This is a genomic window from Sphingobium trunci (assembly GCF_022664535.1).
GTDB lineage: Bacteria > Pseudomonadota > Alphaproteobacteria > Sphingomonadales > Sphingomonadaceae > Sphingobium.
In genome coordinates this window covers 11,779-33,708 of sequence record NZ_JAKUJY010000002.1, presented here as the reverse complement: position 1 = coordinate 33,708, position 21,930 = coordinate 11,779, and the positions used below count along the sequence as shown (strand labels likewise).

The following is a 21,930-nucleotide window of genomic DNA, read 5'->3' as shown; positions in this document are numbered from 1 at the left end:
GTCGGGGCGCATGTCCGCACCGGTCCGGGAGATTTTTCTGTCCTATCGTTGCGGCTTCGGGCTATGTCTGAAGCGGCTCTTTGACCTGTAGGAAAATTTCGCAAAACCGCCGTTTTTGGGTAGCTCCATCGTGTCACCTATGTAACCCGGATACCGTCAACCCAGAAGCTGATCATGCACCTCATGGACCTTTCCGCCCTCCTCGCAGACATCGTCGCCCAGGCCGCGAGCCGGGAAGATCGCGGTACGGTCGCCAGCTATATTCCGGAACTGGCCAAGATCGATCCCAACCAGTTCGGCATCGCCATAGCGACCGCCGACGGACGCCTGATCGCGGGTGGAGACGCCGACACCGGTTTTTCGATCCAGTCCATCTCCAAGGTCTTCGCCCTGACCCTCGCGCTCGGGAAGGTGGGCGACCAATTGTGGCAAAGGGTGGGGCGGGAACCCTCCGGCAATGCGTTCAACTCCATCGTCCAACTGGAGCAGGAACAGGGCATTCCGCGCAATCCCTTCATCAACGCGGGCGCGATCGTCGTGGCGGACGTCAATCTCGGCGGCCACCAGCCCCGCGTCGCCATTGGTGAGATCTTGCGTTTCGTGCGCTATCTGACCGGCGATGACAGCATCGCAATCAACGAAGCGGTGGCGGCCTCCGAAACCGCCACCGGTTTCCGCAACATGGCGCTTGCCAACTATATGCGGGCGTTCGGCAATGTGCGTCATCCCGCCGACCTGGTGCTGGGCAGCTATTTCCATCAATGCGCGATCGAAATGAGCTGCCGTCAGCTCGCTCTGGCAGGCCGCTATCTGATGCTGGACGGCCGCCATCCTGACGGTGGCCGGGTGGTTTCCCCCAGCCGCGCCAAGCGGATCAACGCCCTCATGCTGACCTGCGGCCATTATGATGCTTCAGGCGATTTCGCCTTTCGCGTCGGCATACCCGGTAAATCGGGGGTCGGCGGCGGCATACTCGCCATCGTCCCCGGCCGGGCCTCGATCGCGGTCTGGTCTCCCGGCCTCAATGAAAATGGCAACAGCCAGCTTGGAACTCTGGCGCTGGAGGAACTGGCCCGGCGGACCGGCTGGTCGGTCTTCAGCGCGCCGGGCCCGGAGGGTTAGGGTATTTCATCCGCCCGCAACCGGCGGAGCTTCGGAGCCGTTTCAAGCTGGGCGGCATCCTTGATCCCCATCCGCAAATCCTCGCGCGTCTGGTGGATGGAGGCAATGACCGGTCCCATGGCGACGCCCAGATCGACCAGCGCGGTTTCCGCAAGCTGGAGCGAACTTTCCAGCGTTTCCGGCACGGCATCGCTCGCCCCAGCCTGATATAATTGGGCGGCATGATCGGTATCCCGCGCGCGCGCGATGATCGGCAGATCAGGCACCCATCCGCGGACGCGCTTGGTGACCCTGATCGACAGCACCGGATCGTCCATCGTGAGGATCAGTGCCCGGGCATGGCCCAGCCGCAATTTATCGAGCATTTCCGTCCGCGAAACATCGCCGAACAGGATCGGATATCCGTCCCTCCGTGCTTCGGCCACCACATCCGGGTCCGATTCAACGACGATGAACCGCTGCTTGTGAAAGTTGAGCAGGTCGCAAACCATCCGGCCGACCCGTCCGAAGCCGATGATGACCGCAGCGGCTTCGCTGTCGTCCTGGCTGATTTCGGCAGTCTCTTCCCCCAGCGCCATTTCCAGCCGCCGGGCGATATCATGCCCCAGCCGTGCCAGCAGCGGTGTGATGGTAAGGCCGATGGCGGTCACGATCTGCCAGAAAGCGGCGGTGGAGGGGAGGATCAACTGTGCGGCCGCTGCCGCCGACAGCACGATGAGGGTCGTTTCCGACGGACTTGCCATCAGCACGCCGACTTCCAGCGCCACGCCCTTCCTTGCCCCCGAAATATAGAGCAGGGCGGCGGTAACGATCGTCTTGGCCAGCACCACGCCCAACACGGCGAGCATGAGGTTCGGCCAGTTGGCGAGGATGACGCGTACGTCCAGGCCCATGCCGACCGTGATCAGAAAAACGCCGAGCGCCAGCCCCTTGAACGGTGCGGTCATGACCTCGACCTCGCCGTGATAATCGGTTTCGGCAATCAGCAATCCGGCCAGCAGCGCGCCGACGATCGGTGACAGTCCGGCGATGGACGTCGCCATGCTGGAAATGATGACGACGAGGAGGCTCGCGGCAAGGAATACTTCGGGGCTTTTGGTCCGTGCGGCCTGGCTGAAAATATGGGGAAGGCAGATGCGGCCCAGGACCAGCATGATGGCGATGGTGATGCCGCTTTTGACGAGCGTATCGGCCAATTCGTTCCAGGGGCCATCCGGACTCGCCGCAACCGAGGGCGCCAACGCGCCCAGCATGAAGATGATGGGGACGAGCGCCAGATCCTCGAACAACAGCATGGAAAAGGCGGCCCGCCCCACGGCGCTTTGCGTCCCCACCATCGGCAGAACGACGGCCGTTGATGAGAGCGCCAAGGCAAGGCCAAGACCGAACGCACCTGCGGGCGCCTGACCAAGCAGGTAGAGGCCAAGAGCGATGAGCGTCCCGCCGCCGAGTAATTCTGCGGCGCCTACTCCAAATACTTGTGTCCTCATCGTCCAAAGACGACGAAAGCTCAATTCCAGACCAATGGAAAAAAGAAGTAATATGACGCCGAGTTCGGCAAACGGTTCTATCGCTGATCTATTGGATATGGTGACATGGTAGAGCCAGGGATATTGATTGACCAAGGCGCCCAGTCCGGAAGGACCGACTGCCAGACCGACCAGAATGAAGCCGATCACCGGACTGATCCGGAACCGGGCAAAGCCGGGGATGACCAGTCCCGCTGCGCCAAGGATGACAAGGGAATCGCTGAAGCTTTGAGGGTTGATTGCACCGGCCATCGCCAATCATTGCGGCAAACGCGCAGGATGGCCAGCAATAATCAAATCCGGTCGAAAGGCGTGATGTCGAAAGAACACCATGGTGCGGACGGCGGGACTTGAACCCGCATTCCCAGGGGGAGGCGGATTTTAAGTCCGCTGCGTCTACCGATTTCGCCACGTCCGCTCAGGCCGTTACCCCCTGAAGGCTAACGGCCCGAAGGTCAAGGATGTGCGTGTTTCAGATCGCAGCTTTGCCGTTCAGCCTTTCCCGCATTTCCTTTCCGGGCTTGAAATAAGGCACGCGCTTGGCATCCACCGGCACCTGCTCCCCCGTGCGCGGATTTCGGCCAGTGCGTGCGTCGCGGGCGCGGGTCGTGAATGCGCCAAAGCCACGCAATTCCACGCGTCCTCCATTGGAAAGACGGTCGACAATCTCCTTGAAGAAGAGATCGACGATCCTTTCGACTTCTTGCAGGTTGAGGTTCGGATTTTCCTCAGCCAGTTTTTGGATCAGTTCCGAGCGTATCATTGGTCCTCCAGACTCCCCCTTCTGGTTCCCACTAGATTTATAATGAATCCTCAAGCATCTGACAATTAGCCAATATCGGTATGTCTTTCTCGTTATGGGAAAAGAAAAAACCCGCCGGAGACTAGCTCCGGCGGGTTCTATTACTTAAGTTAGATGTCGAAGGGGATTTAGCCTTCGCTCTTGGCCTTCAGCGCTTCGCCCAGGATGTCGCCCAGCGACGCGCCGCTGTCGGACGAGCCATACTGCGCCACAGCCTGCTTCTCTTCGGCGATCTGCATCGCCTTGACCGAGAAGGTCGGCTTCTTGGCGCGGTCGAAACCGGTGACCATGGCGTCGAACTTCTGGCCGACCTGGAAGCGTTCCGGACGCTGTTCGTCGCGGTCGCGGCCAAGATCGCTGCGCTTGATGAAGCCGGCAGCGCCGTCTTCGCCAGCCTGGACTTCCAGGCCGCCGTCGCGCACTTCCAGAACGGTCACAGTGACGATCGAGTTCTTCGACAGGCCAGCCGCAGCAGCAGCGGTGCCGCCAGCGGCCGGGCCGCCACGCTCAAGCTGCTTCATGCCCAGGCTGATGCGCTCCTTCTCGACGTCGATGTCGAGAACCACGGCCTGAACCGTCTCGCCCTTGCGGTGCAGAGCCAGCGCGTCTTCGCCCGAAATGCCCCACGCGATGTCCGACATGTGGACCATGCCGTCCACATCGCCGTCCAGGCCGATGAACAGGCCGAATTCCGTCGCGTTCTTGACTTCGCCCTCGACGGTCGAACCGATCGGGTGACGTTCGGCAAAGCTGTCCCAGGGGTTGTTCTGGGCCTGCTTGAGGCCGAGCGAGATGCGGCGCTTCTCGGGATCGACTTCCAGGACGATGACGTCGACTTCCTGGCTGGTCGAAACGATCTTGCCGGGGTGGACGTTCTTCTTGGTCCAGGACATTTCCGAAACGTGGACCAGACCTTCGATGCCCGGCTCCAGTTCGACGAACGCACCATATTCGGTGATGTTCGTGACGCGGCCCGAAAGCTTCGCGCCAACCGGATACTTGGCGGCGGCACCTTCCCACGGATCGCTTTCCAGCTGCTTCATGCCGAGGCTGATGCGCTGGGTGTCGCGGTTGATGCGGATGATCTGCACGCGGACGGTGTCGCCGATGTTGATCATCTCGTTCGGGTGGTTGATGCGCTTGTAGCTGAGGTCGGTGACGTGCAGCAGGCCATCGATACCGCCCAGATCAACGAACGCACCATAATCGGTGATGTTCTTGACGACGCCCTCGATGATCTGGCCCTCGGCCAGCGTCTGGATGAGGCCGCTGCGCTGTTCGGCGCGGGTTTCCTCCAGAATGGCGCGGCGCGACACGACGATGTTGCCGCGGCGGCGATCCATCTTGAGGATCTGGAAGGGCTGCGGAATGTCCATCAGCGGGGTGACGTCGCGCACGGGGCGGATGTCGACCTGGCTGCCAGGCAGGAACGCCACGGCGCCGTCGAGGTCGACGGTGAAGCCGCCCTTGACGCGGCCGAAGATGACGCCTTCGACGCGGGCATTTTCGGTGAACTCGGCTTCGAGCTTGTCCCAGGCGGCTTCGCGGCGAGCGCGGTCGCGCGACAGCATGGCTTCGCCATGGGCGTTTTCGACGCGGTCGACATAGACTTCGACTTCGTCGCCGACCTTCAGGTCAGCCTTCTGGCCGGGGGCGGCGAATTCGCGCAGCGGAACGCGGCCTTCCGATTTCAGGCCGACGTCGATCAGCGCCATGTCGTTTTCGATGCCGGTAACGGTGCCCTTGACGACGCGGCCTTCGAAGCCGCCATCCTCGCCACCGAGAGAATCATTGAGAAGCGCGGCGAAATCGTCGCGCGAGGGGAATGCCGTAGAGGCCATGTTTAAGTCCTTCACTCGTCATTGCTGGCCTACCGGTTGTGTCCGGTGGTCTTTCAGGCCAAACCGCCCGCACACCCGGATAGCGTACGGACATCCATTCGGCCCTGACGAGTCGACGCCCCGTGGATAAGCGAAAAGGGCGCCTGGGAATCCCCGGCACCCGGCATCGCGTCAGGCCTGTTGCCGACGTTCCAACTGGGCGTCCACCAGTGCAATGGCCTGCTGGACGGCGGCGTCTATAGTCAAATTGGAGGTATCGAGCAAGTCCGCCCCGTCCGCCATGCGCAGGGGTGCGTGATCGCGGCTCATGTCGCGGGTATCACGGGCCTGGATATCCGCGATCAGGCTGTCCATGTCTGGTTGGCCGCCATGATCGAGCGCATCCTGATAGCGCCGCTGGGCGCGGACATGGACGCTGGCGGTAACGAAGATCTTGGCGTCGGCATCGGGTGCGATGACGGTGGCGATGTCGCGGCCGTCGAGGATCGCGCCGCCGGGCTGGGTCGCGAAGTCGCGCTGGCGTTTGACCAGCGCCTGACGGACGCTCTGATGGATCGAGACGCGGGAGGCAAGCGAGCCGACGGCCTCGCTGCGCAGCGCCGGATCGTTCAGCACGGCATCGTCGAAATCGCAGGCGGCGAGCGCATCGGCTTCATGGTCGGGGTCGCCGCCGGCCTTGAGCACGGCGAGCCCGACGGCGCGGTAGAGCAGGCCGGTATCGAGAACCGGCAGGCCATAATGGCGGCCCAGCGCCCTGGCGATCGTGCCCTTGCCAGAGGCGGCGGGGCCATCGACGGCGATCATCATGCAGCTTTGCCTTTCCGCAGCGCCTTGGCGAGACCGATGAGCGCGATGAAGGCCCAGACGACTTCCAGCGCCATTGACGCAATATTGAAGTGAACCGTCAGCGAGGCAATGAGCAGCAGCGCGCCGATCAGGTTCAACAGGTTGAAAAGAATGAAGTTCAGCACCTTCGCCATGTTGCTGTAGGCATAGGCCGCGATCATCAGGCCGCTGCCGATCAGGCCAATGATGCTGGCGAAGTCGAAGATCATATCATGGCGCCCAGCGATTGCAGCAGCGCGATGAAGCCGGGGAAGCTGGTCGCGACCGGGCGCATGTCGTCGATGGTGACGCCATTTTTCGACAGGAGGCCCGCAACGGCGAAGCTCATCGCGATGCGGTGGTCGAGCTTCGTGGCGATCGGGCCGCCGCCGGGAAGCAGCGCGCCGCCGCTGCCTTCTATGGCGATGCCGTCCTCCAGTTCCTCGACCGTGACGCCGATGGCGCGCAGGCCGGTCGCCATGGTGGCGATGCGGTCCGATTCCTTGACCCGCAATTCTTCCAGCCCACGGAAGGTGCTGCGCCCCTCGGCGAAGGCGGCGGCGATGAAGGCGACGGGATATTCATCGATCATCGACGGGGCGCGGGCCGGGTCGGGTTCGACGCCCTTGAGCGCCGAGGCGGTGATGACAAGGTCGCCCACCGGCTCGCCGCCGACTTCGCGCGGATTTTCGATCACGATGTTGCCGCCCATTTCGCGCAGCAGGTCGACAAGCCCTGCGCGGGTCGTGTTGAGGCCGACATTGGTGATCGTGACCCTGGAACCGGGAACCAGCAACGCTGCGACCATCGGGAAAGCGGCGGAGGAGGGGTCGCCGGGAACGGTGATCGATTGCGGGCGGAGTTCGGCTTCGCCCTTGAGCGTGATGATGCGGGTGCCGTCGGCTTCGACTTCGACGTCGAGATCGGCGCCGAATCCCTTGAGCATCCGTTCGCTATGATCGCGGGTCGGGATCGGCTCGACGACGCGGGTGATGCCGGGGGCGTTGAGGCCAGCGAGCAGGATCGCGGATTTCACCTGCGCGGAGGCGACGGGGAGGCGATAATCCAGCGGCACGGCCGGACAGGCGCCGCGCATGGTGAGCGGAAGGCGCTCGCCGGGGCTGGTCGTGAAGCTGGCGCCCATGCGGGACAGCGGTTCGGTGACGCGGGCCATGGGGCGCTTGCTCAGGGACGCGTCGCCGATGAAGGTCGCGGTGATGCCGTGGCTGGCGACCAGGCCCATCAGCAGGCGGGTCGAGGTGCCGCTATTGCCCATGTCCAGCGCGGTTTCGGGCTGGAGCAGGCCGCCCACGCCGACGCCGTGGATGTGCCAGATGCCTTCGTCGTCCTTGCCGATGTCAGCGCCCATCGCCCGCATCGCGGCGGCGGTGGACAGCACGTCCTCGCCCTCCAGCAATCCCTCCACCCGGCTTTCGCCCACGGCCAGCGCGGAGAGCATCAGCGAACGGTGCGAAATGCTCTTGTCGCCCGGCACGGTGACGGAACCGGAGAGGGCCGGGGCGGCGGTGAAGGTCATCGGAGTCGGCTGGTCGGAAGAAGCGGTCACGGGAAATCCGTCTGTTGGGACTTGAAAAAATGCGCCCGGCTTTTGACAGGGCGGTTTCGCTATGGCAAGGCGCCGTCTCTTCGCGGGCGACCCCTGTCGTGCCGCGTAATATCTGTTTTGAGCACTCGCAAGAGAAGGAAAAGGCCGGACATGGTCAAGGCTGAATGGGGCACGAAGCGTACCTGCCCGAAATGCGCCACGCGCTTCTATGACCTGGGCAAGGATGACCCGGTTACCTGCATCAACTGCGGCACCGCCTGGGAACCGGAGCCGGTGCTGAAGTCGAAGCAGCCGCTGCCGTATGAGGAAGCGCCCAAGAAGGTCATCGAGACCGCCGATGGCGAGCTGGAGGCGGCGGACGACGATCTGGACCTGGATCTGGACGTCGATGATGACGGCGATTCGCCGGATAATGACGTGGATCTGGGCGGCGACGACGACCTGGGCGTCGATGCCGGCGGCGACGATGGCGACGACGACAATTAATTGAATTTTGTGCTTGCCAAGGAGTTCGCCGCCACCTAATGGCAGCGACCTCCGAGGCGCCGGACCCAAACGGCGCCGACACTGGAAACGGGGCCTTAGCTCAGCTGGGAGAGCGCCTGCATGGCATGCAGGAGGTCAGCGGTTCGATCCCGCTAGGCTCCACCAGTTTTTCGGGAAAAGAAAATGTCCGGGGGACATTTTTCCGAAAAACTCCCGACCGCAAGGGAGGGGTGTCGTGAGGTTATAAGTGACCTCGCATGATATATTCGGCCGACGGTGTTGTACCGGACATGGCCTGATCCATTGGGATGCGCTATGATGCGGCGCAACGATGGGGCCTTAGCTCAGCTGGGAGAGCGCCTGCATGGCATGCAGGAGGTCAGCGGTTCGATCCCGCTAGGCTCCACCAGTTTTTCCAGAATAAAGAAAATGTGCAGGGACATTCTCCCGAAAAACCTCTGACCGCAAGCGAAGTCGGCCCGACAGCTTCACTTGATATGTGTCCTTGGTCCGGATCGGATCGGGGCTTTTTCCGTTTGTGTCGTCGATCGATTTCGTCTGTAGGATTTGGGTGACATAGGTGACACTGATGCCGCACGGGAAAGGGCCATTTCCCAAGAAATGTCCTATTGCGATTTTGACGGTTCAAAGAGCTGATTCGGTCTAGCGCCGGAATGGGCCTGTAGGACAGGCAAAAGTGGCGGCGGGTTCTGGCCGGAAATTCCCGCTCAACGGGCGAACGGCAATTCAATAGTGGACCTAGGTGACGCTCGGAAAGCGGACCATGATCGGTTGTAAAAGTTATCGGCGCGTGGCACCTGTCCGGAACAGGGGATCAGACGCCCGCCCGCCCCTGCCCAAGCCGTTGGGAAGCATATGCCTGGACCCACTTTTCAGGAGATCAAGCGCTGGTGCCGGCGCATCGGATGGCCGGTTTTTGGCCGTCCGCGAGGGCAAATCATCGCCGTGCAGGGGAGGAGGGTGGTCGGCCCTTGTCTTGCCGGTGTCTGGTTGATCCTTTCATCCTGCGCATGCGAAGCATCGGCTCCGCCGATCAAGGCCACCGATCCCCATTCGCCGATCAGGCTGGGGCGAACGATAGCCCTTCCCGATACCAAGGGCCGGATCGACCATCTGGCAGTCGACCTGACGGGTCGGCGGCTGTTCGTCGCTGAAGTCGCCAACGGCACGGTCGATACAATCGACCTCAGAACGGGTGCCGTGGTCAATCGCATTTCAGGTTTGAAGGAACCGCAGGGCGTCGCATGGTTGCCGGTGCGCCAGGAATTGATCGTCGCATGCGGCGACGGCTCGGTCCACTTCTACGGCGCATCAGGTCAACGCGAAATCGCCGTCATCCCGTTGGGGGACGACGCGGACAATGTGCGCATCGATGATCGAAACGGCCAAGTGGTCGTGGGTTATGGATCCGGTGGACTCGCCACTATCGATCCTGCGAGTCACAAAGTGATCCATCGCGTAATCTTCAAAGGTCATCCCGAGAGCTTTCGGTTGATGGGGGGAAATGCCTTCGTCAACGTGCCCGGCAATGCCGCCATCCTCGCGGTCGATCGCGATCGTCAGAAGGTGACAGCCCGGTGGTCCACAGGGGTGTATCGCCTGAATTTTCCGATGGCGCTTGATCCAGCAACGCACTCGGCCGTGATCGCCTTTCGTTTTCCCGCGGTGTTGGCGCGGGTCGACATGGCAACCGGCGCCATCGTCGAGAGCCGGCCCACCTGCGGAGATTCGGATGACCTGTTCCTGGATGGTGACCGGGAAATTGTCGTCTGCGGAACCGGCCACATCCATATCGTGGAAAAGGACCGGACCGAGGCGAGAATAGAGACGGAAAAAGGCTCCCGTACCGCCCTGTTCGTCCCGGAACTCAGGACGCTCTTTCTGGCCGTTCCAGCTCGCGGCCACCAGGCCGCGATATGGGAGATGCGCGTCAGCGAGGCCCATTCATCCCGGGGATAGAGAAAGACCGGACCAGTTGGACGATCGTCACGCCGGCTGGACGAAGCTGTCCATCACGCGTTTCCGGCCTGCGGTTTCGAAGTCGATCTCCAGCTTGTTGCCTTCGATTTCCGCGACGGTGCCGTAGCCGAATTTCTGGTGGAAGACGCGCAGGCCGACGCTCATGTCGTCGCGGCCCTTGTTGCCCAGCGATACCGCAGAGGCGCGGGCTTCCACTATTCGGACAGGTTCCTTCACGAACTGGCCGCTTTGCTGGGCGCGTTGCCAGCCGGGGCCCCGGCCGGTGCCGCGCTGGACGTTGGCGAAGGGGTCCGCCCGTTCCGACCAGTTGGCGCGCCAGAGCGAGGCGCCGCCGGACATGCTGCTTTCCTCCTCCACATGTTCGGGGGGGAGTTCGCCCACGAAGCGCGAGGGGATGGAACTGGTCCACTGGCCATAGATGCGGCGATTGGCGGCGTGGAGGATGAGGCACAGCTTCCTTGCGCGGGTGATCGCGACATAGGCGAGGCGGCGTTCCTCCTCCAGCGAATTGAGGCCGCCTTCGTCCAGCGCGCGCTGGGAGGGGAAGATGCCTTCTTCCCAGCCCGCGAGGAACACGGTGTCGAACTCCAGCCCCTTGGCGGCGTGGATGGTCATGATCGTGACCTTGCGCTCGTCCTGCTGCGCCTCATTGTCCATGACGAGGCTCACATGCTCGAGGAACGCGCCGAGCGTCTCATATTCCTCCATGGCGCGGGTGAGTTCATTGAGATTTTCCAGCCGCCCGGCGCTTTCGGCGGTGCGTTCGGCCTGGAGCATGGCGGTGTAGCCGCTTTCGTCCAGGATCTGCCGGGCGAGTTCCGCATGGGGAAGCTGGCCTGAGCGGTCGCGCCAGCGGGCGAGATCGCCGATGAAGGCGCCCAGGGACCGGCGGGCCTGCGGCGTCATCTCGTCGGTGTCGAGGATGCGGGCGGCGGCAAGGGTGAGGGGAATGCCCTCCGCCCGGGCGAGGCGGTGGAGCTTTTCGACGGCCTTGTCGCCCAGGCCCCGCTTGGGGACGTTGACGATGCGTTCGAAGGCGAGGTCGTCGGCGGGCTGGTTGACGAGGCGCAGATAGGCCAGCGCGTCGCGGATTTCGGCGCGCTCATAGAAGCGGAAGCCGCCGACGATGCGATAGGGCAGGCCGATCTGGATGAAGCGGTCTTCGAATTCGCGGGTCTGGTGCTGGGCGCGCACGAGGATGGCAACCTCGTCCAGCGACTGTCCCTTGCGCTCGATCGATTCGATCTCCTCGCCGACGCGGCGGGCTTCCTCCGGGCCATCCCAGACGCCGATGATGCGGACCTTCTCGCCCACGTCGATGTCGGTCCAGAGCGTCTTGCCCAACCGGTTGCCATTTTCCGCGATCACGCCCGATGCCGCGCCCAGGATATGCGGGGTGGAGCGGTAATTCTGTTCGAGGCGGACGATCTTCGCGCCCGGGAAATCCTTTTCGAACCGCAGGATATTGGCGACTTCCGCGCCGCGCCAGCTATAGATGGACTGGTCGTCGTCACCCACGCAGCAGATATTCTTGCGCTGCTGCGCGAGCAGGCGGAGCCAGAGATACTGGCTGCTGTTGGTGTCCTGATATTCGTCCACCATGATATAGCGGAAGCGCTGCTGATAGCTTTCCAGGACGTCGCGATGGCGTTTCAATATGGTCAGAACATGCAGCAGCAAGTCACCGAAATCGCAGGCATTAACCTCCCGCAGACGAGCCTGATAGGCCGCGTAGAGCTTTTGCCCCCGGCCATTGGCATAGGCTTCGCTCTCGCCCGCGCCGATCTCCTCCGGCATCAGGCCCTTGTTCTTCCACTGGTCGATCAGGCCGCCCAACTGGCGGGCGGGCCAGCGCTTTTCGTCGATCCCCTCGGCCTGGATGAGCTGCTTCATCAGGCGGAGCTGGTCGTCGGTGTCGAGGATGGTGAAGTTGGATTGCAGCCCCACCAGTTCGGCATGGCGGCGCAGCATCTTGGCGGCGATGGCGTGGAAAGTGCCGAGCCAGGGCATGCCCTCCACCGCGGGGCCGATCATGCGGCCGACGCGTTCGCGCATCTCCCGCGCGGCCTTGTTGGTGAAGGTGACGGCCAGGATCTCCGACGGCCAGGCGCGGCGGGTGGCGATGAGATGGGCAAGGCGGGCGGTGAGGGCGGCAGTCTTGCCCGTACCCGCGCCCGCCAGGACCAGCACGGGCCCCTCGGTGGTGAGCACGGCTTCGCGCTGGGGCGCATTCAGCCCCCGAAGATAGGGAGGATCGTCTGGCGAGGGGGCGGGCAGGGTCATGGGCAACAACTAAGGGGTGAGACGTTTGGGAACAAGGGCGGGCGCCCTTGCTGCTTGCCGTGATTTATGAGAACAAAAGGAGAATCATGCAAGGAGAAAGCTCATGCACACAGGAGGATGCCATTGCGGGGCGATCCGTTACGAAGTGACGGGAGAGGCAGCGCACAGCGCCCTTTGTCATTGTTCCGACTGCCGCCGAAGCGCGGGGGCCCCGATGGTCGGCTGGGCGCTTTTCCCGGAGGGCGGGGTCAAGGTGAGCGGCGATCCCGTGCGATACCGGTCTTCGGACCATGTGGAGCGGCATTTCTGCGGCAAGTGCGGGACCGGCCTGTTCTACAGCAGCGCGACGGTCTTTCCGGGAATGATCGATATCCAGACCGCGACACTGGACGATCAATCCGCCTTTCCGCCCACCGCCCATATCCAGATGGCCGAAGCGGCGCCATGGATGGAGGGCGCGCATAAGCTGCCGAAATTCGATCGCTTTCCGGAGGAATGAAGCTGTAACGGATCATCTGGCGGCGCCTGAGCAACGTTTCATCGCCGGTGCCGGAACGTAGGCGTCACGATTCCGGTTTTTCCCTCAGCCCAAGCGGCAGAACGGGGTGAAGAACAAGGAAAGGATGATCCCGATGAAATCGATCATGTTGGCAGGCGCGGCCATGCTGGCCTTTGGCGCCGGTGTTACGGGCATTGCGGTGGCGCAGGACATGCCGGCCTCGACGCAGCCGCCTGCGACCGAAGCAGCGCCTCCGCCGCCGGATCAGGGCGCGACGCCCGCTACCCCCGCGACTCCGGCCACGCCCGCCACGCCGCCTGCCGGCGCTGACCCCAATGCCGGGCAGCCTGCGGGAGCCGTGCCGCCGGATACGGGGATGAACCCGGCCCCGGCGAACGCGCCCAAGGATCCGGCGGCGCCGGTGGGAAGTTCCAGCAATCCGGTGACGGTGGGCGGCAACATGACGCCGCCGCCGACCGAGGCGAAGGATTATCCGGTCTGCAGCAAGACCGTGCAGGACAGTTGCATCAATCCGAGCGAGGCGCGGAAATCTGTCCGTAAGCGGCGGTAATCTGTCCGCACGGGCCGGAAAGGGTGGCGATCTGCGCCGCCATACCGGCCCGGTCCCGCGCCGCGTCGGCCCGGCTGTGCTGGCCGTCAGTCCACAGGCAGGACGGATCGGTAATTCGGGGCGGCGCTTAAGCCTCCGCCCGCAGCAGGGTCAGGCGGGCCTTGCCGACGTCGCGTGACGCCTCGACGGCGAAGCCCTTGACTTCGACATCCTCGCGGCGGTCGGTTTCGATGCTGATCCAAGTCGCCGGAGCGGTCCAGCCGAGGCGGCCGAGCTTGTCGAGGGCCACCATTCCCGCGCCTGTATTGTAGGGCGGATCCATGAAGATGAGGTCCAGCGGCCGGGCCGCCGGGCCGAGCGAGAGCACGCTGGTCTGACGGATGTCGGGGCGGTGCCCAAGCTTCTCGCCATTGGCGCGGATCGCGTCGCTGGCGGCCCGGTCCTGCTCCACGAAGATGCAGCTTGCCGCGCCGCGGGACAGGGCCTCGAACCCCAGTGCGCCGGAACCGGCGAAGAAATCGCCCACGGCCAGCCCCTCGAACGATCCGATACGGCTCAACAGCATGGAGAAGAGCGTTTCGCGAGTGCGATCCGCCGTCGGACGGGTGGCGTCGCCCTTGGGTGCGACCAGCGGACGGCCGCGCCATTGGCCTGCGATGATCCTCATTTGGGCGCCTTCAGGCTCTTGCGGAAGACGATGAGGTCGTGCTGGCGGACTTCCTCGACCGCGCCGGACGCCAGTTCGCCAAGATGGAAGGGGCCATAGCTGGTGCGGATCAGGCGGTTCACCTGAAGGCCCAGATGTTCGAGGATGCGGCGGACTTCGCGGTTCTTGCCTTCGGTCAGCGTCATTTCGATCCACTGGTTGCGGCCGGTGCGGCGTTCCAGATTGGCCTCGATCCGGCCATAGCGGACGCCATCGATCTCCAGCCCGTCGAACAGGTCCTCAAGCTGCTTTTGGCTGACTTCGCCGAAGGCACGCGCCCGGTAGGTGCGGGGAACGCCGGTCGAGGGCAGTTCCATCTGCCGCTTGAACTCGCCGTCTGTGGTGAGCAGCAGCAGGCCTTCGGTCGTCATGTCGAGCCGGCCGATCGGCATGACGCGCGGCAGGTCCGCGGGCAGCCTGTCATAGATGGTGGGGCGCCCGCGCGGGTCGCGTTCCGCGGTCAGATAGCCGCTCGGCTTGTGGAACAGGAACAGCCGCGTGGGCGCGGGCGCGGCGATGGGGGTGCCGTCGACCGCGACGCCGTTCAGGGACGTCAGCAGGGTCGCGGGCGTCGTGACGGCTTCGCCGTGGAGGGTGATGCGGCCGTCCTCGATCATCCGTTCGATTTCGCGGCGCGATGCCACCCCGGCGCGGGCAAGGAGCTTGGCGATGCGCTGCGGTTCATTCTTGCCGCTGGCCGCCGCCGCCGCGCGGGCGGGGTGCGGATTGGCCGGTTTGGCGGGCGTGACCTTCGCCTTTTGGAAGGGCGGACGGGCGGGGCGCGACCCCGGCGTGGTTTTTGCGCCAGCAGGGCGCCTGGGGCCGCCGGGGCCTGACCGGCGGGGCGGTCCAGATTTTTTCGGCGGTTCCACGGATGACTTCCTTTTCAAAGCGGGGCGGCGTTCCCATATCGGAGGCGCCGGAAAATCGACGAATGATGCTGTCCCCGCGCCTGTGCGCCGGGGATGGCCGAAACCCGGCGGGGCTTGGCGCGTTGGTCGGCTGAATGGCGTAAATGGGGCGGAACGGCAAATGTTTTTCGGGCTGGTGAAAGGGGAATCCAGGGGACGAGGACGCCGCAAGGCGATCCGCAGCGTCCTGGTGGTCGAGGATGAACCGCTCGTCGCCTTCGACAATGAGCATGTGCTGGAAGTGGCGGGCTATCGCGTGGCCGCGACCGTCGATGATTATGACCATGCCATCAGCGTGATCGAGGAGGAAAGTGTCGATCTGGTGATCGCCGACGTGACGCTGCATGGCGACAAGACCGGGATCGATCTGGCACGGCATGCCGCAGGCCGGGGGGTGGCGGTGCTGTTCGTCAGCGGCGCTTGCCCCGTCGATGCGCGGGAGGTCGCTCTGGGCTGCCTCGCCAAGCCTTATGCCCCACGCGATCTGCTGCTGGCGGTGGCGGTGGTGGATGCCCTGTTGCGGGGGAAGGAACTGCCGCGTTTTCCGGAGGGATTGCATCTGTTCGAGGATGCGGCCTGATCAGGGTCGGAACCCTAACCGCATCGGGCGGCTTGCCTCCGCCGCATTTGCTCATATGGTGGCCCCCGCAGAATATTTCCGGGGGCGCATAATTTATGACCGACATCGCCAATGGCTCGGCAAGCTGGCTGGATGCGGTGAAACCCTATATCGAGAAGGCGCCCCTGGGGGCCTTTTTTCTGGGCATATCGTCGGGCTTTCCCTATGCGATGATCGGTGCGACGCTGACCACGCGGTTGGCGCAGGACGGGATCGACAAGAAGGCGGTGACGGCCTTCACCCTCGCTTTCCTCGTCTATAATCTCAAATGGCTGTGGGCCTGGGTGGTCGATGGCGTCCGGTTGCCGGTGATCGGGCGGCTGGGCCAGCGGGTTTCCTGGCTGCTGGTGGCAGGGGTGCTGGTGATGGCGGCGGTGGCCAATCTGGCGCTGGTCGATCCCTCGACCAGCCTGCTGCGGACGGCCTATGCCGCCATATTGGTCGGGATGGCCGGGGCGACCTTCGACATCGTGATCGATGCCTACCGGATCGAGACATTGCGGCCCGAACAACTGGGCGTGGGTTCGGGCATGTCGCAATATGGCTGGCGGATCGGATCGGTCGCGGCGGGCGCGCTGGCGCTGGTGCTGGCGGCGCGGATCGGGTGGCATGGGGCCTATCTCGCCTGCGCCGTCTTCGCGCTGCCCGCCATGCTGACCGGACTGGTGCTGGGTGAGCCGGAGCGGCATCGCGAGCCCACCGCCCGGCGTGGCGCCGGGGAAGTGTGGCAGTCGATCGCCGGGCCGCTGGTCGAGTTTTTCCGGCGGCGCGGGGCCTGGCTGGTGCTGCTGTTCATCCTGCTGCACAAGATCGGGGATACGCTGGCCAATCTGACCTTCCGCCTGCTGTTCGACGACATGGGCTATACCAATGACGAGATCGCCATCTACGACGTGGGGATCGGCTTCTGGGCCTATCTTATCGGCATTTTCGTGGGCGGCGTGCTCTATGCGCGCATGGGAATGAAGCGGTCGGTGCTGGTCAGCCTGTGGCTGATGGGCGTGTCCAATTTCAGCTTCGCCCTGCTGGCCGCGCTGGGCAAGAGCAATTGGGGCATGGCAGGCGCCATCGGTTTCGAGAATTTCGCGAGCGGCATTGGCGGGGTGACGGTGGTCGCCTATTTCTCGGCCTTGTGCGACCTGCGCTTCACCGCCGCGCAATATGCGCTGATTTCGGCGGCGGCGAGCATCGTCGGGCGGTTCCTGACCGGGACCACGGCAGGCGCGTTGATCGAACGGCTGGGCTATGTCGACTTCTACCTGCTGACGACCGTGATTTCGCTGCCGGGCATCATCCTCTTCTGGCTGATGATGCGCGCGGGGTTGATCGATGCCAGCGTGGGCAGTGCGGCTGAGGTTCAGCCCGCCGCGTAAAGGTCCAGTGGACGGCCGAGATCGCTGTGCGCCTGCGACACGGCTTGCAGGCAGGTGAGTGCGCCGAGAGCATGGTCGTTGCCGAGCAAGGTCGCAACCGCGTCATAGGCGGTGCGGGGGCTGCGCAGGGAACAGCTCGCCGCCTGCATCATCAGCGCCTCGTCCGTCGTCATGCGCGAGCAGCAGCAGGGCGCGATCAATATCTTGCGGCTGGAGCTGCGGGCCAGTTCCAGCATCATCGCCCGCATCAGCACCAGCGGGCGGCGATAGCTGCGGCCGAAGGCGCCCAGCATGGCGTTGGCGGCATGGGCATCGTTGACGCCCGCCGTCGCCATGCGACGCATGACATAGAGAAACAGCCGGTTGCCGTAGCCGCCGGGCAGCGAGCGGGGCTGGTCGAGGGAGGATGGCTCTGCAGGGGTCATGCGCGGATACCTTGCCTTTATCGTGGGAAGGCATGATTACGCTATTGCGAGTCAATCGCAAGTTATTTCAGTCGGGCAATTGCCCGTTCAGCCGCAAAATTTCACCGGCGAGGTAGAGCGAGCCTGCAATCAGCAACCTGGGCGCCGGGCCGGGCTGGGCAGCGATGGCCTCGATCGCCTGCTCCGGCCCGTCATGCGGGGTGCAGGGAATGCCCCACTGCTCGGCAATGGCCGCGAATCGCTCGGGCGGGTGATGGTCGTGGCCGGGCACCGGCAGTGCATGGATATGCGCGACGCGTCCGGCGAAGGGGACGAGATAGGCGTCCAGATCCTTGTTCGACAGCATGCCGATGACGAGCTGGAGCTTTCGCCCTTCCAGACGTTCCGGGGTGAAGAAGGCGGCGATGGCTTCTCCGGCGCCTGCATTATGGCCGCCGTCGAGCCAGGCTTCGGCGGCGTCCGGCAGCGAAGCGAGCAGCGGACCATGGTCCAGCCTTTGCAGGCGTGCGGGCCAGTGCGCCCAGAGCGGCGCGGCCTTGAGCGCGGCCTCGCTGACCGGCACCCTAGTCTGATGGCGCAGCATGGCGAAGGCGAGCGCTGCATTATGGACCTGATGCGCGCCGGGCAGACGGGGGAGCGGGGTTTCCAGCCGTCCCTGATCGTCGCGATAATGGAGGCGGTCGCGATAGGCCGCCGCATCCCAGCTCTCGCCCATGGCGAACCATTGGGTCCGGTTGCGGGCGGCCGCGTCCAGCATCACCGGGAAGAGCGAATCGGCATAGCGCTGCGTCACCAGCGGCGCGCCGGGCTTGGCGATGCCGGCCTTTTCGGCGGCGATCTGCTTCAGCGTGGTGCCGAGGAAGCTTTGATGGTCGATGCCGAGCTGGGCGATGCCGCAGATCACCGGCTTTTCGATCACATTGGTCGCGTCGAGGCGCCCGCCCAGCCCTACCTCGATGATGCAGGCGTCCGCCGGATGTTCGGAAAAGGCCAGGAAGGCGGCGGCGGTGGTGACCTCGAAGAAGCTGGCGCCGATCCCCTCCGCCACATCGAGGACGCGGGAGAGATAGCGGGCGAGCGCTTCGTCGGAGATCAGCTTGCCGCTGATCCTGACGCGCTCGTTGAAGCGCACCAGATGGGGGGAGGTGAAGACATGGACGGTCTTGCCGTCCGCCTCCAGCGCGGCACGCAGGAAGGCGCAGGTCGATCCCTTGCCGTTGGTGCCGGCGACATGGAAGACAGGGGGCAGCGCGCGGTGCGGGTTGCCGACGCGGTCGAGCAGCGCCGTGATGCGCTCCAGGCCCAGTATGTCGGCGCCGGGCGACAGCATCGCGAGACGATCAAGCTGGGCCTGGACGCCCGGATCGTCGGAGACGGCATGGTCGGGCATCGCGGTTTCCTGCCGTTTTCAGGCGGCGGCGCGGGGCATCAGATAGCCGATCACCCGTGCCAGCGTGTCGCGCAGCTCGCTCCGGTGCACGACCATGTCCAGCATGCCGTGGTCGAGCAGATATTCGGCGCGCTGGAATCCGTCGGGCAGCTTTTCGCGAATGGTGTTTTCGATGACGCGCTGGCCCGCGAAGCCGATCAGGGCATTGGGCTCCGCGATCTGGATGTCGCCCAGCATCGCATAGCTCGCCGTGACGCCGCCGGTGGTGGGATCGGTCAGGACGACGATATAGGGCAGGCCCGCCGCGTGCAGCTTCCGGATCGCGACGGTCGAGCGGGGCATCTGCATGAGGGAGAGAATGCCCTCCTGCATGCGCGCGCCGCCCGCCGCCGTGAAGATCACATAGGGGCATTTATGGGCGATGGCTTCGTTGATGCCCTGGATGAAGGCGGCGCCGACGCCCATGCCCATCGATCCGCCCATATAGGCGAAATTCTGTACGCCCATGACCAGCGGAACGTCATCGATCGCGCCGCGCGCGTTGATGAGCGCGTCCTGATCGCCGGTGGCGGCGCGGGCGGCCTTGATGCGGTCGGGATAGCGTTTCGAATCGCGGAATTTGAGCGGGTCTTCCTGCACCTGCGGGGTGGGCAGCAGGATGAAACCGGCGTCCAATATATGTTCGAAGCGCTCCGACGGGCCGATGCGGCCATGATGGTCGCAACGGGGGCAGACCGAGAGATTGTCCTCCCATTCCTTGATGAAGATCATCTCCGCGCAGGACGGGCATTTGTGCCACAGCGTTTCGGCCGTGGTTTCCTTCTTGGCGATGAAGGGCAGGGCGTTTCGGACGCGGTTGATCCAGCTCATGCAGCGGTCTCCCGGAAATGAGGGCTGTTGGCGTTGAGGGCGCCGCGAAGGGTGGCGACGAAATCCCGGACGAAGGGCGCGGCGGCATCGCCATGCGATCCGACGATGTCGACAATGGCCGAACCCACCACCACGCCGTCGGCGACGCGGCCGATGGCGGCGGCCTGCTCGGCGGAACGCACGCCAAAGCCGACCGCGATGGGCAGGTTGGTGGCGGCCTTGAGCTTTGCCACCGCCTGTTCGACGGCGGCCTGCGCGGCCTGCTGCTTGCCGGTGATGCCCGCGACGGCGACATGGTAGAGGAAGCCGCTCGCCCCGTTCAGCACGGTGGGCAGGCGGGCCGCATCGGTGGTCGGCGTGGCGAGGCGGATGAGGTGGATGCCCGCCGCGCGCAGGGCAGGGCCGATTTCGGCGTCCTCCTCCGGCGGGACATCGACGCAGATGACGCCGTCGACGCCCGCGGCCCTGCACTGGTCGGCGAACCATTGGGAACCGCGCACCAGCATCGGATTGGCATAGCCCATCAGCACCAGCGGCGTTTCGGGGTGACGCAAGCGGAAGGCGGTGGCGAGGGCGAAGATGTCCTTCGTCTTCGTGCCGGAACCCAGGCTGCGCAGATTGGCGAGCTCGATCGCCGGGCCGTCGGCCATGGGATCGGTGAAGGGCATGCCCAGTTCGATGACGTCCGCGCCGCCCTCAACCAATGCGTCGAGAATGGCGGGCGTCGCGGCGACGGTCGGGTCGCCTGCCGTGACGAAGGTGATGAGCGCGGCGCGGCCCGCATTGCTGCAGGCGGCGAAGCGGGCGGAGAGGCGGTCGGTCATGGAGGTCATATTTCCACACCCAGGGCGCTGGCGACGGTGAAGATGTCCTTGTCGCCACGGCCGGAGAGATTGACGATCAGGATCTGGTCGGCATCGAGCGTGGGCGCGACCTTTTCCGCGCTGGCGATCGCATGGGCGGATTCGAGCGCCGGGATGATGCCTTCGAGCGCGGAGAGCTTCTGGAAGCTCGCCAGCGCCTCGTCGTCGGTGATCGGCATATATTGGACGCGGCCGATTTCATGCAGCCAGCTATGTTCGGGACCGATGCCGGGATAGTCGAGGCCGGCGGAAATGCTGTGCGCTTCGGTGATCTGGCCGTCCTCATCCTGAAGCAGATAGGTGCGGTTGCCGTGCAGCACGCCCGACTTGCCGCCCGCAAGGGAGGCTGCGTGCTTGCCGGCCAGGCCTTCGCCCGCCGCTTCGACGCCGATCATCTTGACCTCCGCGTCGTCGAGGAAGGGGTGGAACAGGCCGATGGCGTTGGAGCCGCCGCCGACCGGAGCGATCAGCATGTCGGGCAGGCGGCCCTCGATCTCCAATATCTGTTCGCGCGCTTCCTTGCCGATGATCGACTGGAAGTCGCGGACCAGTTCAGGATAGGGGTGCGGGCCAGCGGCGGTGCCGATGATGTAGAAGGTATCGTGGACGTTCGAGACCCAGTGGCGCAGGGCGTCGTTCATCGCGTCCTTCAGCGTCTGCGAACCGGAGACGACGGGAATGACCTCCGCGCCGAGCAGCTTCATGCGGAAGACGTTGGGCTTCTGCCGCTCGACATCCTTGGCGCCCATGAAGATCTTGCATTCCATGCCGAACAGGGCGGCGACGGTCGCGGTGGCGACGCCATGCTGGCCCGCGCCGGTTTCGGCGATGACCTTCCTCTTGCCCATGCGGCGGGCGAGCAGCGCCTGGCCGATGCAATTGTTGATCTTGTGCGCGCCGGTGTGGTTCAGCTCCTCGCGCTTCAGGTAGATTTTCGCGCCCTTGCCCGGTTCGGCCCCGGCGCGCAGGGCTTCGGTCAGGCGCCCGGCGTAATAAAGCGGGTTGGGGCGACCGACATAGCTGCGCAGCAATTGGGTGAACTCGGCGTCGAAGGCAGGGTCCTGCCGGGCTTCCCTGTAGACCTTTTCCAGTTCAAGGATGAGCGGCATCAGCGTTTCGGCGACGTAGCGGCCGCCGAAAGCGCCGAAATGGCCGGACGCGTCGGGCTGCGATCGCAGGCTGTTGGGCAGGGATATGGTGTCGGTCATCGGATCAGTCTCGTCAGGCAATAGGTTCACTTCTTGGGT

General features: G+C 64.4%; 21 protein-coding genes and 3 tRNA genes. 9 read left to right on the top strand and 15 right to left on the bottom strand.

Translation table 11 applies throughout. The annotated features are described in order from the left end of the window. Positions 1 to 183: 183 nt before the first annotated feature. Positions 184 to 1,122 (top strand): glutaminase, encoded by a 939-nt coding sequence (locus MJ601_RS02260; RefSeq protein WP_242123304.1) that lies wholly within the window; start codon positions 184 to 186, stop codon positions 1,120 to 1,122. On the opposite strand, the gene MJ601_RS02255 is transcribed toward MJ601_RS02260, so the two are convergent. The 7 genes from MJ601_RS02255 to aroA all read right to left on the bottom strand — a co-directional run bounded on the left by MJ601_RS02255 (position 1,119) and on the right by aroA (position 7,686). Further along, positions 1,119 to 2,903: a cation:proton antiporter domain-containing protein gene (locus MJ601_RS02255; protein WP_242122957.1), complete on the bottom strand. Its 1,785-nt coding sequence runs from the start codon at positions 2,901 to 2,903 to the stop codon at positions 1,119 to 1,121. The genes MJ601_RS02260 and MJ601_RS02255 overlap by 4 nt on opposite strands. 80 nt (positions 2,904 to 2,983) lie before the next feature. Continuing rightward, positions 2,984 to 3,069 (bottom strand) — tRNA-Leu (locus MJ601_RS02250). Positions 3,070 to 3,123: 54 nt separating this feature from the next. Continuing rightward, the gene (locus tag MJ601_RS02245; protein ID WP_242123302.1) at positions 3,124 to 3,414 is read right to left on the bottom strand and encodes an integration host factor subunit beta; all 291 of its coding nucleotides are present in this window, start codon (positions 3,412 to 3,414) and stop codon (positions 3,124 to 3,126) included. Between the two features lie 167 nt (positions 3,415 to 3,581). Then, entirely contained in the window at positions 3,582 to 5,294 is a 1,713-nt protein-coding gene (gene rpsA, locus MJ601_RS02240) for a 30S ribosomal protein S1 (RefSeq protein WP_176591181.1), read from the bottom strand. Positions 5,295 to 5,465: 171 nt separating this feature from the next. Beyond that, positions 5,466 to 6,101, bottom strand: coding sequence for a (d)CMP kinase (gene cmk, locus MJ601_RS02235; protein WP_242122956.1), 636 nt, complete (start codon positions 6,099 to 6,101; stop codon positions 5,466 to 5,468). Further along, entirely contained in the window at positions 6,098 to 6,349 is a 252-nt protein-coding gene (locus MJ601_RS02230) for a CBU_0592 family membrane protein (RefSeq protein ID WP_242122955.1), read from the bottom strand. The genes cmk and MJ601_RS02230 overlap by 4 nt, the downstream gene beginning before the upstream one ends. Next, positions 6,346 to 7,686 (bottom strand): 3-phosphoshikimate 1-carboxyvinyltransferase, encoded by a 1,341-nt coding sequence (aroA, locus tag MJ601_RS02225; RefSeq protein ID WP_242122954.1) that lies wholly within the window; start codon positions 7,684 to 7,686, stop codon positions 6,346 to 6,348. The genes MJ601_RS02230 and aroA overlap by 4 nt, the downstream gene beginning before the upstream one ends. Before the next feature lie 150 nt (positions 7,687 to 7,836). Here aroA and MJ601_RS02220 point away from each other — a divergent pair, with 150 nt between their 5' ends. The 4 genes from MJ601_RS02220 (at position 7,837) to MJ601_RS02205 (ending at position 10,152) form a co-directional block, all read left to right on the top strand. After that, on the top strand, positions 7,837 to 8,172 hold the full coding sequence (locus MJ601_RS02220) for a TIGR02300 family protein (RefSeq protein ID WP_242122953.1): 336 nt from the start codon (positions 7,837 to 7,839) through the stop codon (positions 8,170 to 8,172). 89 nt (positions 8,173 to 8,261) lie between these two features. Further along, positions 8,262 to 8,337 (top strand) — tRNA-Ala (locus tag MJ601_RS02215). Between the two features lie 168 nt (positions 8,338 to 8,505). Then, positions 8,506 to 8,581, top strand: a tRNA-Ala gene (locus MJ601_RS02210). Positions 8,582 to 9,048: 467 nt separating this feature from the next. Continuing rightward, a complete protein-coding gene (locus MJ601_RS02205; RefSeq protein ID WP_242122952.1) occupies positions 9,049 to 10,152 on the top strand; it encodes a YncE family protein in 1,104 nt (367 codons plus the stop codon). A 27-nt stretch (positions 10,153 to 10,179) separates the two neighbouring features. On the opposite strand, the gene MJ601_RS02200 is transcribed toward MJ601_RS02205, so the two are convergent. Continuing rightward, the gene (locus MJ601_RS02200) at positions 10,180 to 12,456 is read right to left on the bottom strand and encodes an ATP-dependent helicase (RefSeq protein ID WP_242122951.1); all 2,277 of its coding nucleotides are present in this window, start codon (positions 12,454 to 12,456) and stop codon (positions 10,180 to 10,182) included. 103 nt (positions 12,457 to 12,559) lie between these two features. On the opposite strand from MJ601_RS02200, the gene MJ601_RS02195 reads away from it, so the two are divergent. Together MJ601_RS02195 and MJ601_RS02190 are read left to right on the top strand one after the other, a co-directional pair. Continuing rightward, entirely contained in the window at positions 12,560 to 12,955 is a 396-nt protein-coding gene (locus MJ601_RS02195) for a GFA family protein (protein WP_242122950.1), read from the top strand. Between the two features lie 133 nt (positions 12,956 to 13,088). Then, positions 13,089 to 13,526 carry a Fe-S oxidoreductase gene (locus MJ601_RS02190; RefSeq protein ID WP_491572875.1) on the top strand — a complete coding sequence of 146 codons (438 nt, stop codon included), beginning with the start codon at positions 13,089 to 13,091 and terminating at the stop codon, positions 13,524 to 13,526. Between the two features lie 127 nt (positions 13,527 to 13,653). Here MJ601_RS02190 and rsmD read toward each other — a convergent pair whose 3' ends face one another. Both rsmD and MJ601_RS02180 read right to left on the bottom strand, forming a co-directional pair. After that, the gene (gene rsmD / locus MJ601_RS02185; protein WP_242122948.1) at positions 13,654 to 14,193 is read right to left on the bottom strand and encodes a 16S rRNA (guanine(966)-N(2))-methyltransferase RsmD; all 540 of its coding nucleotides are present in this window, start codon (positions 14,191 to 14,193) and stop codon (positions 13,654 to 13,656) included. Next, the gene (locus MJ601_RS02180; protein ID WP_242122947.1) at positions 14,190 to 15,104 is read right to left on the bottom strand and encodes a pseudouridine synthase; all 915 of its coding nucleotides are present in this window, start codon (positions 15,102 to 15,104) and stop codon (positions 14,190 to 14,192) included. Before MJ601_RS02180 ends, rsmD begins: the two co-directional genes overlap by 4 nt. Positions 15,105 to 15,264: 160 nt before the next feature. Here MJ601_RS02180 and MJ601_RS02175 point away from each other — a divergent pair, with 160 nt between their 5' ends. Together MJ601_RS02175 and MJ601_RS02170 are read left to right on the top strand one after the other, a co-directional pair. Continuing rightward, a complete protein-coding gene (locus MJ601_RS02175; RefSeq protein WP_242122946.1) occupies positions 15,265 to 15,723 on the top strand; it encodes a response regulator in 459 nt (152 codons plus the stop codon). Between the two features lie 95 nt (positions 15,724 to 15,818). Further along, entirely contained in the window at positions 15,819 to 17,135 is a 1,317-nt protein-coding gene (locus MJ601_RS02170) for an AmpG family muropeptide MFS transporter (protein ID WP_242122945.1), read from the top strand. Here the strand turns inward: MJ601_RS02170 and MJ601_RS02165 are convergent. The 5 genes from MJ601_RS02165 to trpB all read right to left on the bottom strand — a co-directional run bounded on the left by MJ601_RS02165 (position 17,120) and on the right by trpB (position 21,891). Further along, on the bottom strand, positions 17,120 to 17,560 hold the full coding sequence (locus MJ601_RS02165; protein WP_242122944.1) for a DUF6628 family protein: 441 nt from the start codon (positions 17,558 to 17,560) through the stop codon (positions 17,120 to 17,122). The genes MJ601_RS02170 and MJ601_RS02165 overlap by 16 nt on opposite strands. Positions 17,561 to 17,627: 67 nt before the next feature. Beyond that, positions 17,628 to 18,950: a bifunctional folylpolyglutamate synthase/dihydrofolate synthase gene (locus tag MJ601_RS02160; protein WP_242122943.1), complete on the bottom strand. Its 1,323-nt coding sequence runs from the start codon at positions 18,948 to 18,950 to the stop codon at positions 17,628 to 17,630. An 18-nt stretch (positions 18,951 to 18,968) separates the two neighbouring features. Beyond that, positions 18,969 to 19,820 (bottom strand): acetyl-CoA carboxylase, carboxyltransferase subunit beta, encoded by an 852-nt coding sequence (gene accD, locus MJ601_RS02155; RefSeq protein WP_242122942.1) that lies wholly within the window; start codon positions 19,818 to 19,820, stop codon positions 18,969 to 18,971. Beyond that, positions 19,817 to 20,644: a tryptophan synthase subunit alpha gene (trpA, locus tag MJ601_RS02150; protein ID WP_242122941.1), complete on the bottom strand. Its 828-nt coding sequence runs from the start codon at positions 20,642 to 20,644 to the stop codon at positions 19,817 to 19,819. The genes accD and trpA overlap by 4 nt, the downstream gene beginning before the upstream one ends. A gap of 5 nt (positions 20,645 to 20,649) precedes the next feature. Then, positions 20,650 to 21,891, bottom strand: a complete 1,242-nt coding sequence (trpB, locus tag MJ601_RS02145; RefSeq protein ID WP_242123301.1) for a tryptophan synthase subunit beta — start codon at positions 21,889 to 21,891, stop codon at positions 20,650 to 20,652. Between the last annotated feature and the right edge of the window lie 39 nt (positions 21,892 to 21,930).

Excerpts from the sequence above, each read along its gene's own strand:
- MJ601_RS02260 (WP_242123304.1), top strand. The coding sequence starts at position 184 with ATGGACCTTTCCGCCCTCCTCGCAGACATCGTCGCCCAGGCCGCGAGC.
- MJ601_RS02255 (WP_242122957.1), bottom strand. The coding sequence starts at position 2,903 with ATGGCCGGTGCAATCAACCCTCAAAGCTTCAGCGATTCCCTTGTCATC.
- MJ601_RS02245 (WP_242123302.1), bottom strand. The coding sequence starts at position 3,414 with ATGATACGCTCGGAACTGATCCAAAAACTGGCTGAGGAAAATCCGAAC.
- rpsA (WP_176591181.1), bottom strand. The coding sequence starts at position 5,294 with ATGGCCTCTACGGCATTCCCCTCGCGCGACGATTTCGCCGCGCTTCTC.
- cmk (WP_242122956.1), bottom strand. The coding sequence starts at position 6,101 with ATGATGATCGCCGTCGATGGCCCCGCCGCCTCTGGCAAGGGCACGATC.
- MJ601_RS02230 (WP_242122955.1), bottom strand. The coding sequence starts at position 6,349 with ATGATCTTCGACTTCGCCAGCATCATTGGCCTGATCGGCAGCGGCCTG.
- MJ601_RS02220 (WP_242122953.1), top strand. The coding sequence starts at position 7,837 with ATGGTCAAGGCTGAATGGGGCACGAAGCGTACCTGCCCGAAATGCGCC.
- MJ601_RS02205 (WP_242122952.1), top strand. The coding sequence starts at position 9,049 with ATGCCTGGACCCACTTTTCAGGAGATCAAGCGCTGGTGCCGGCGCATC.
- MJ601_RS02200 (WP_242122951.1), bottom strand. The coding sequence starts at position 12,456 with ATGACCCTGCCCGCCCCCTCGCCAGACGATCCTCCCTATCTTCGGGGG.
- MJ601_RS02195 (WP_242122950.1), top strand. The coding sequence starts at position 12,560 with ATGCACACAGGAGGATGCCATTGCGGGGCGATCCGTTACGAAGTGACG.
- MJ601_RS02190 (WP_491572875.1), top strand. The coding sequence starts at position 13,089 with ATGAAATCGATCATGTTGGCAGGCGCGGCCATGCTGGCCTTTGGCGCC.
- rsmD (WP_242122948.1), bottom strand. The coding sequence starts at position 14,193 with ATGAGGATCATCGCAGGCCAATGGCGCGGCCGTCCGCTGGTCGCACCC.
- MJ601_RS02175 (WP_242122946.1), top strand. The coding sequence starts at position 15,265 with ATGTTTTTCGGGCTGGTGAAAGGGGAATCCAGGGGACGAGGACGCCGC.
- MJ601_RS02170 (WP_242122945.1), top strand. The coding sequence starts at position 15,819 with ATGACCGACATCGCCAATGGCTCGGCAAGCTGGCTGGATGCGGTGAAA.
- MJ601_RS02165 (WP_242122944.1), bottom strand. The coding sequence starts at position 17,560 with ATGACCCCTGCAGAGCCATCCTCCCTCGACCAGCCCCGCTCGCTGCCC.
- MJ601_RS02160 (WP_242122943.1), bottom strand. The coding sequence starts at position 18,950 with ATGCCCGACCATGCCGTCTCCGACGATCCGGGCGTCCAGGCCCAGCTT.
- accD (WP_242122942.1), bottom strand. The coding sequence starts at position 19,820 with ATGAGCTGGATCAACCGCGTCCGAAACGCCCTGCCCTTCATCGCCAAG.
- trpA (WP_242122941.1), bottom strand. The coding sequence starts at position 20,644 with ATGACCGACCGCCTCTCCGCCCGCTTCGCCGCCTGCAGCAATGCGGGC.
- trpB (WP_242123301.1), bottom strand. The coding sequence starts at position 21,891 with ATGACCGACACCATATCCCTGCCCAACAGCCTGCGATCGCAGCCCGAC.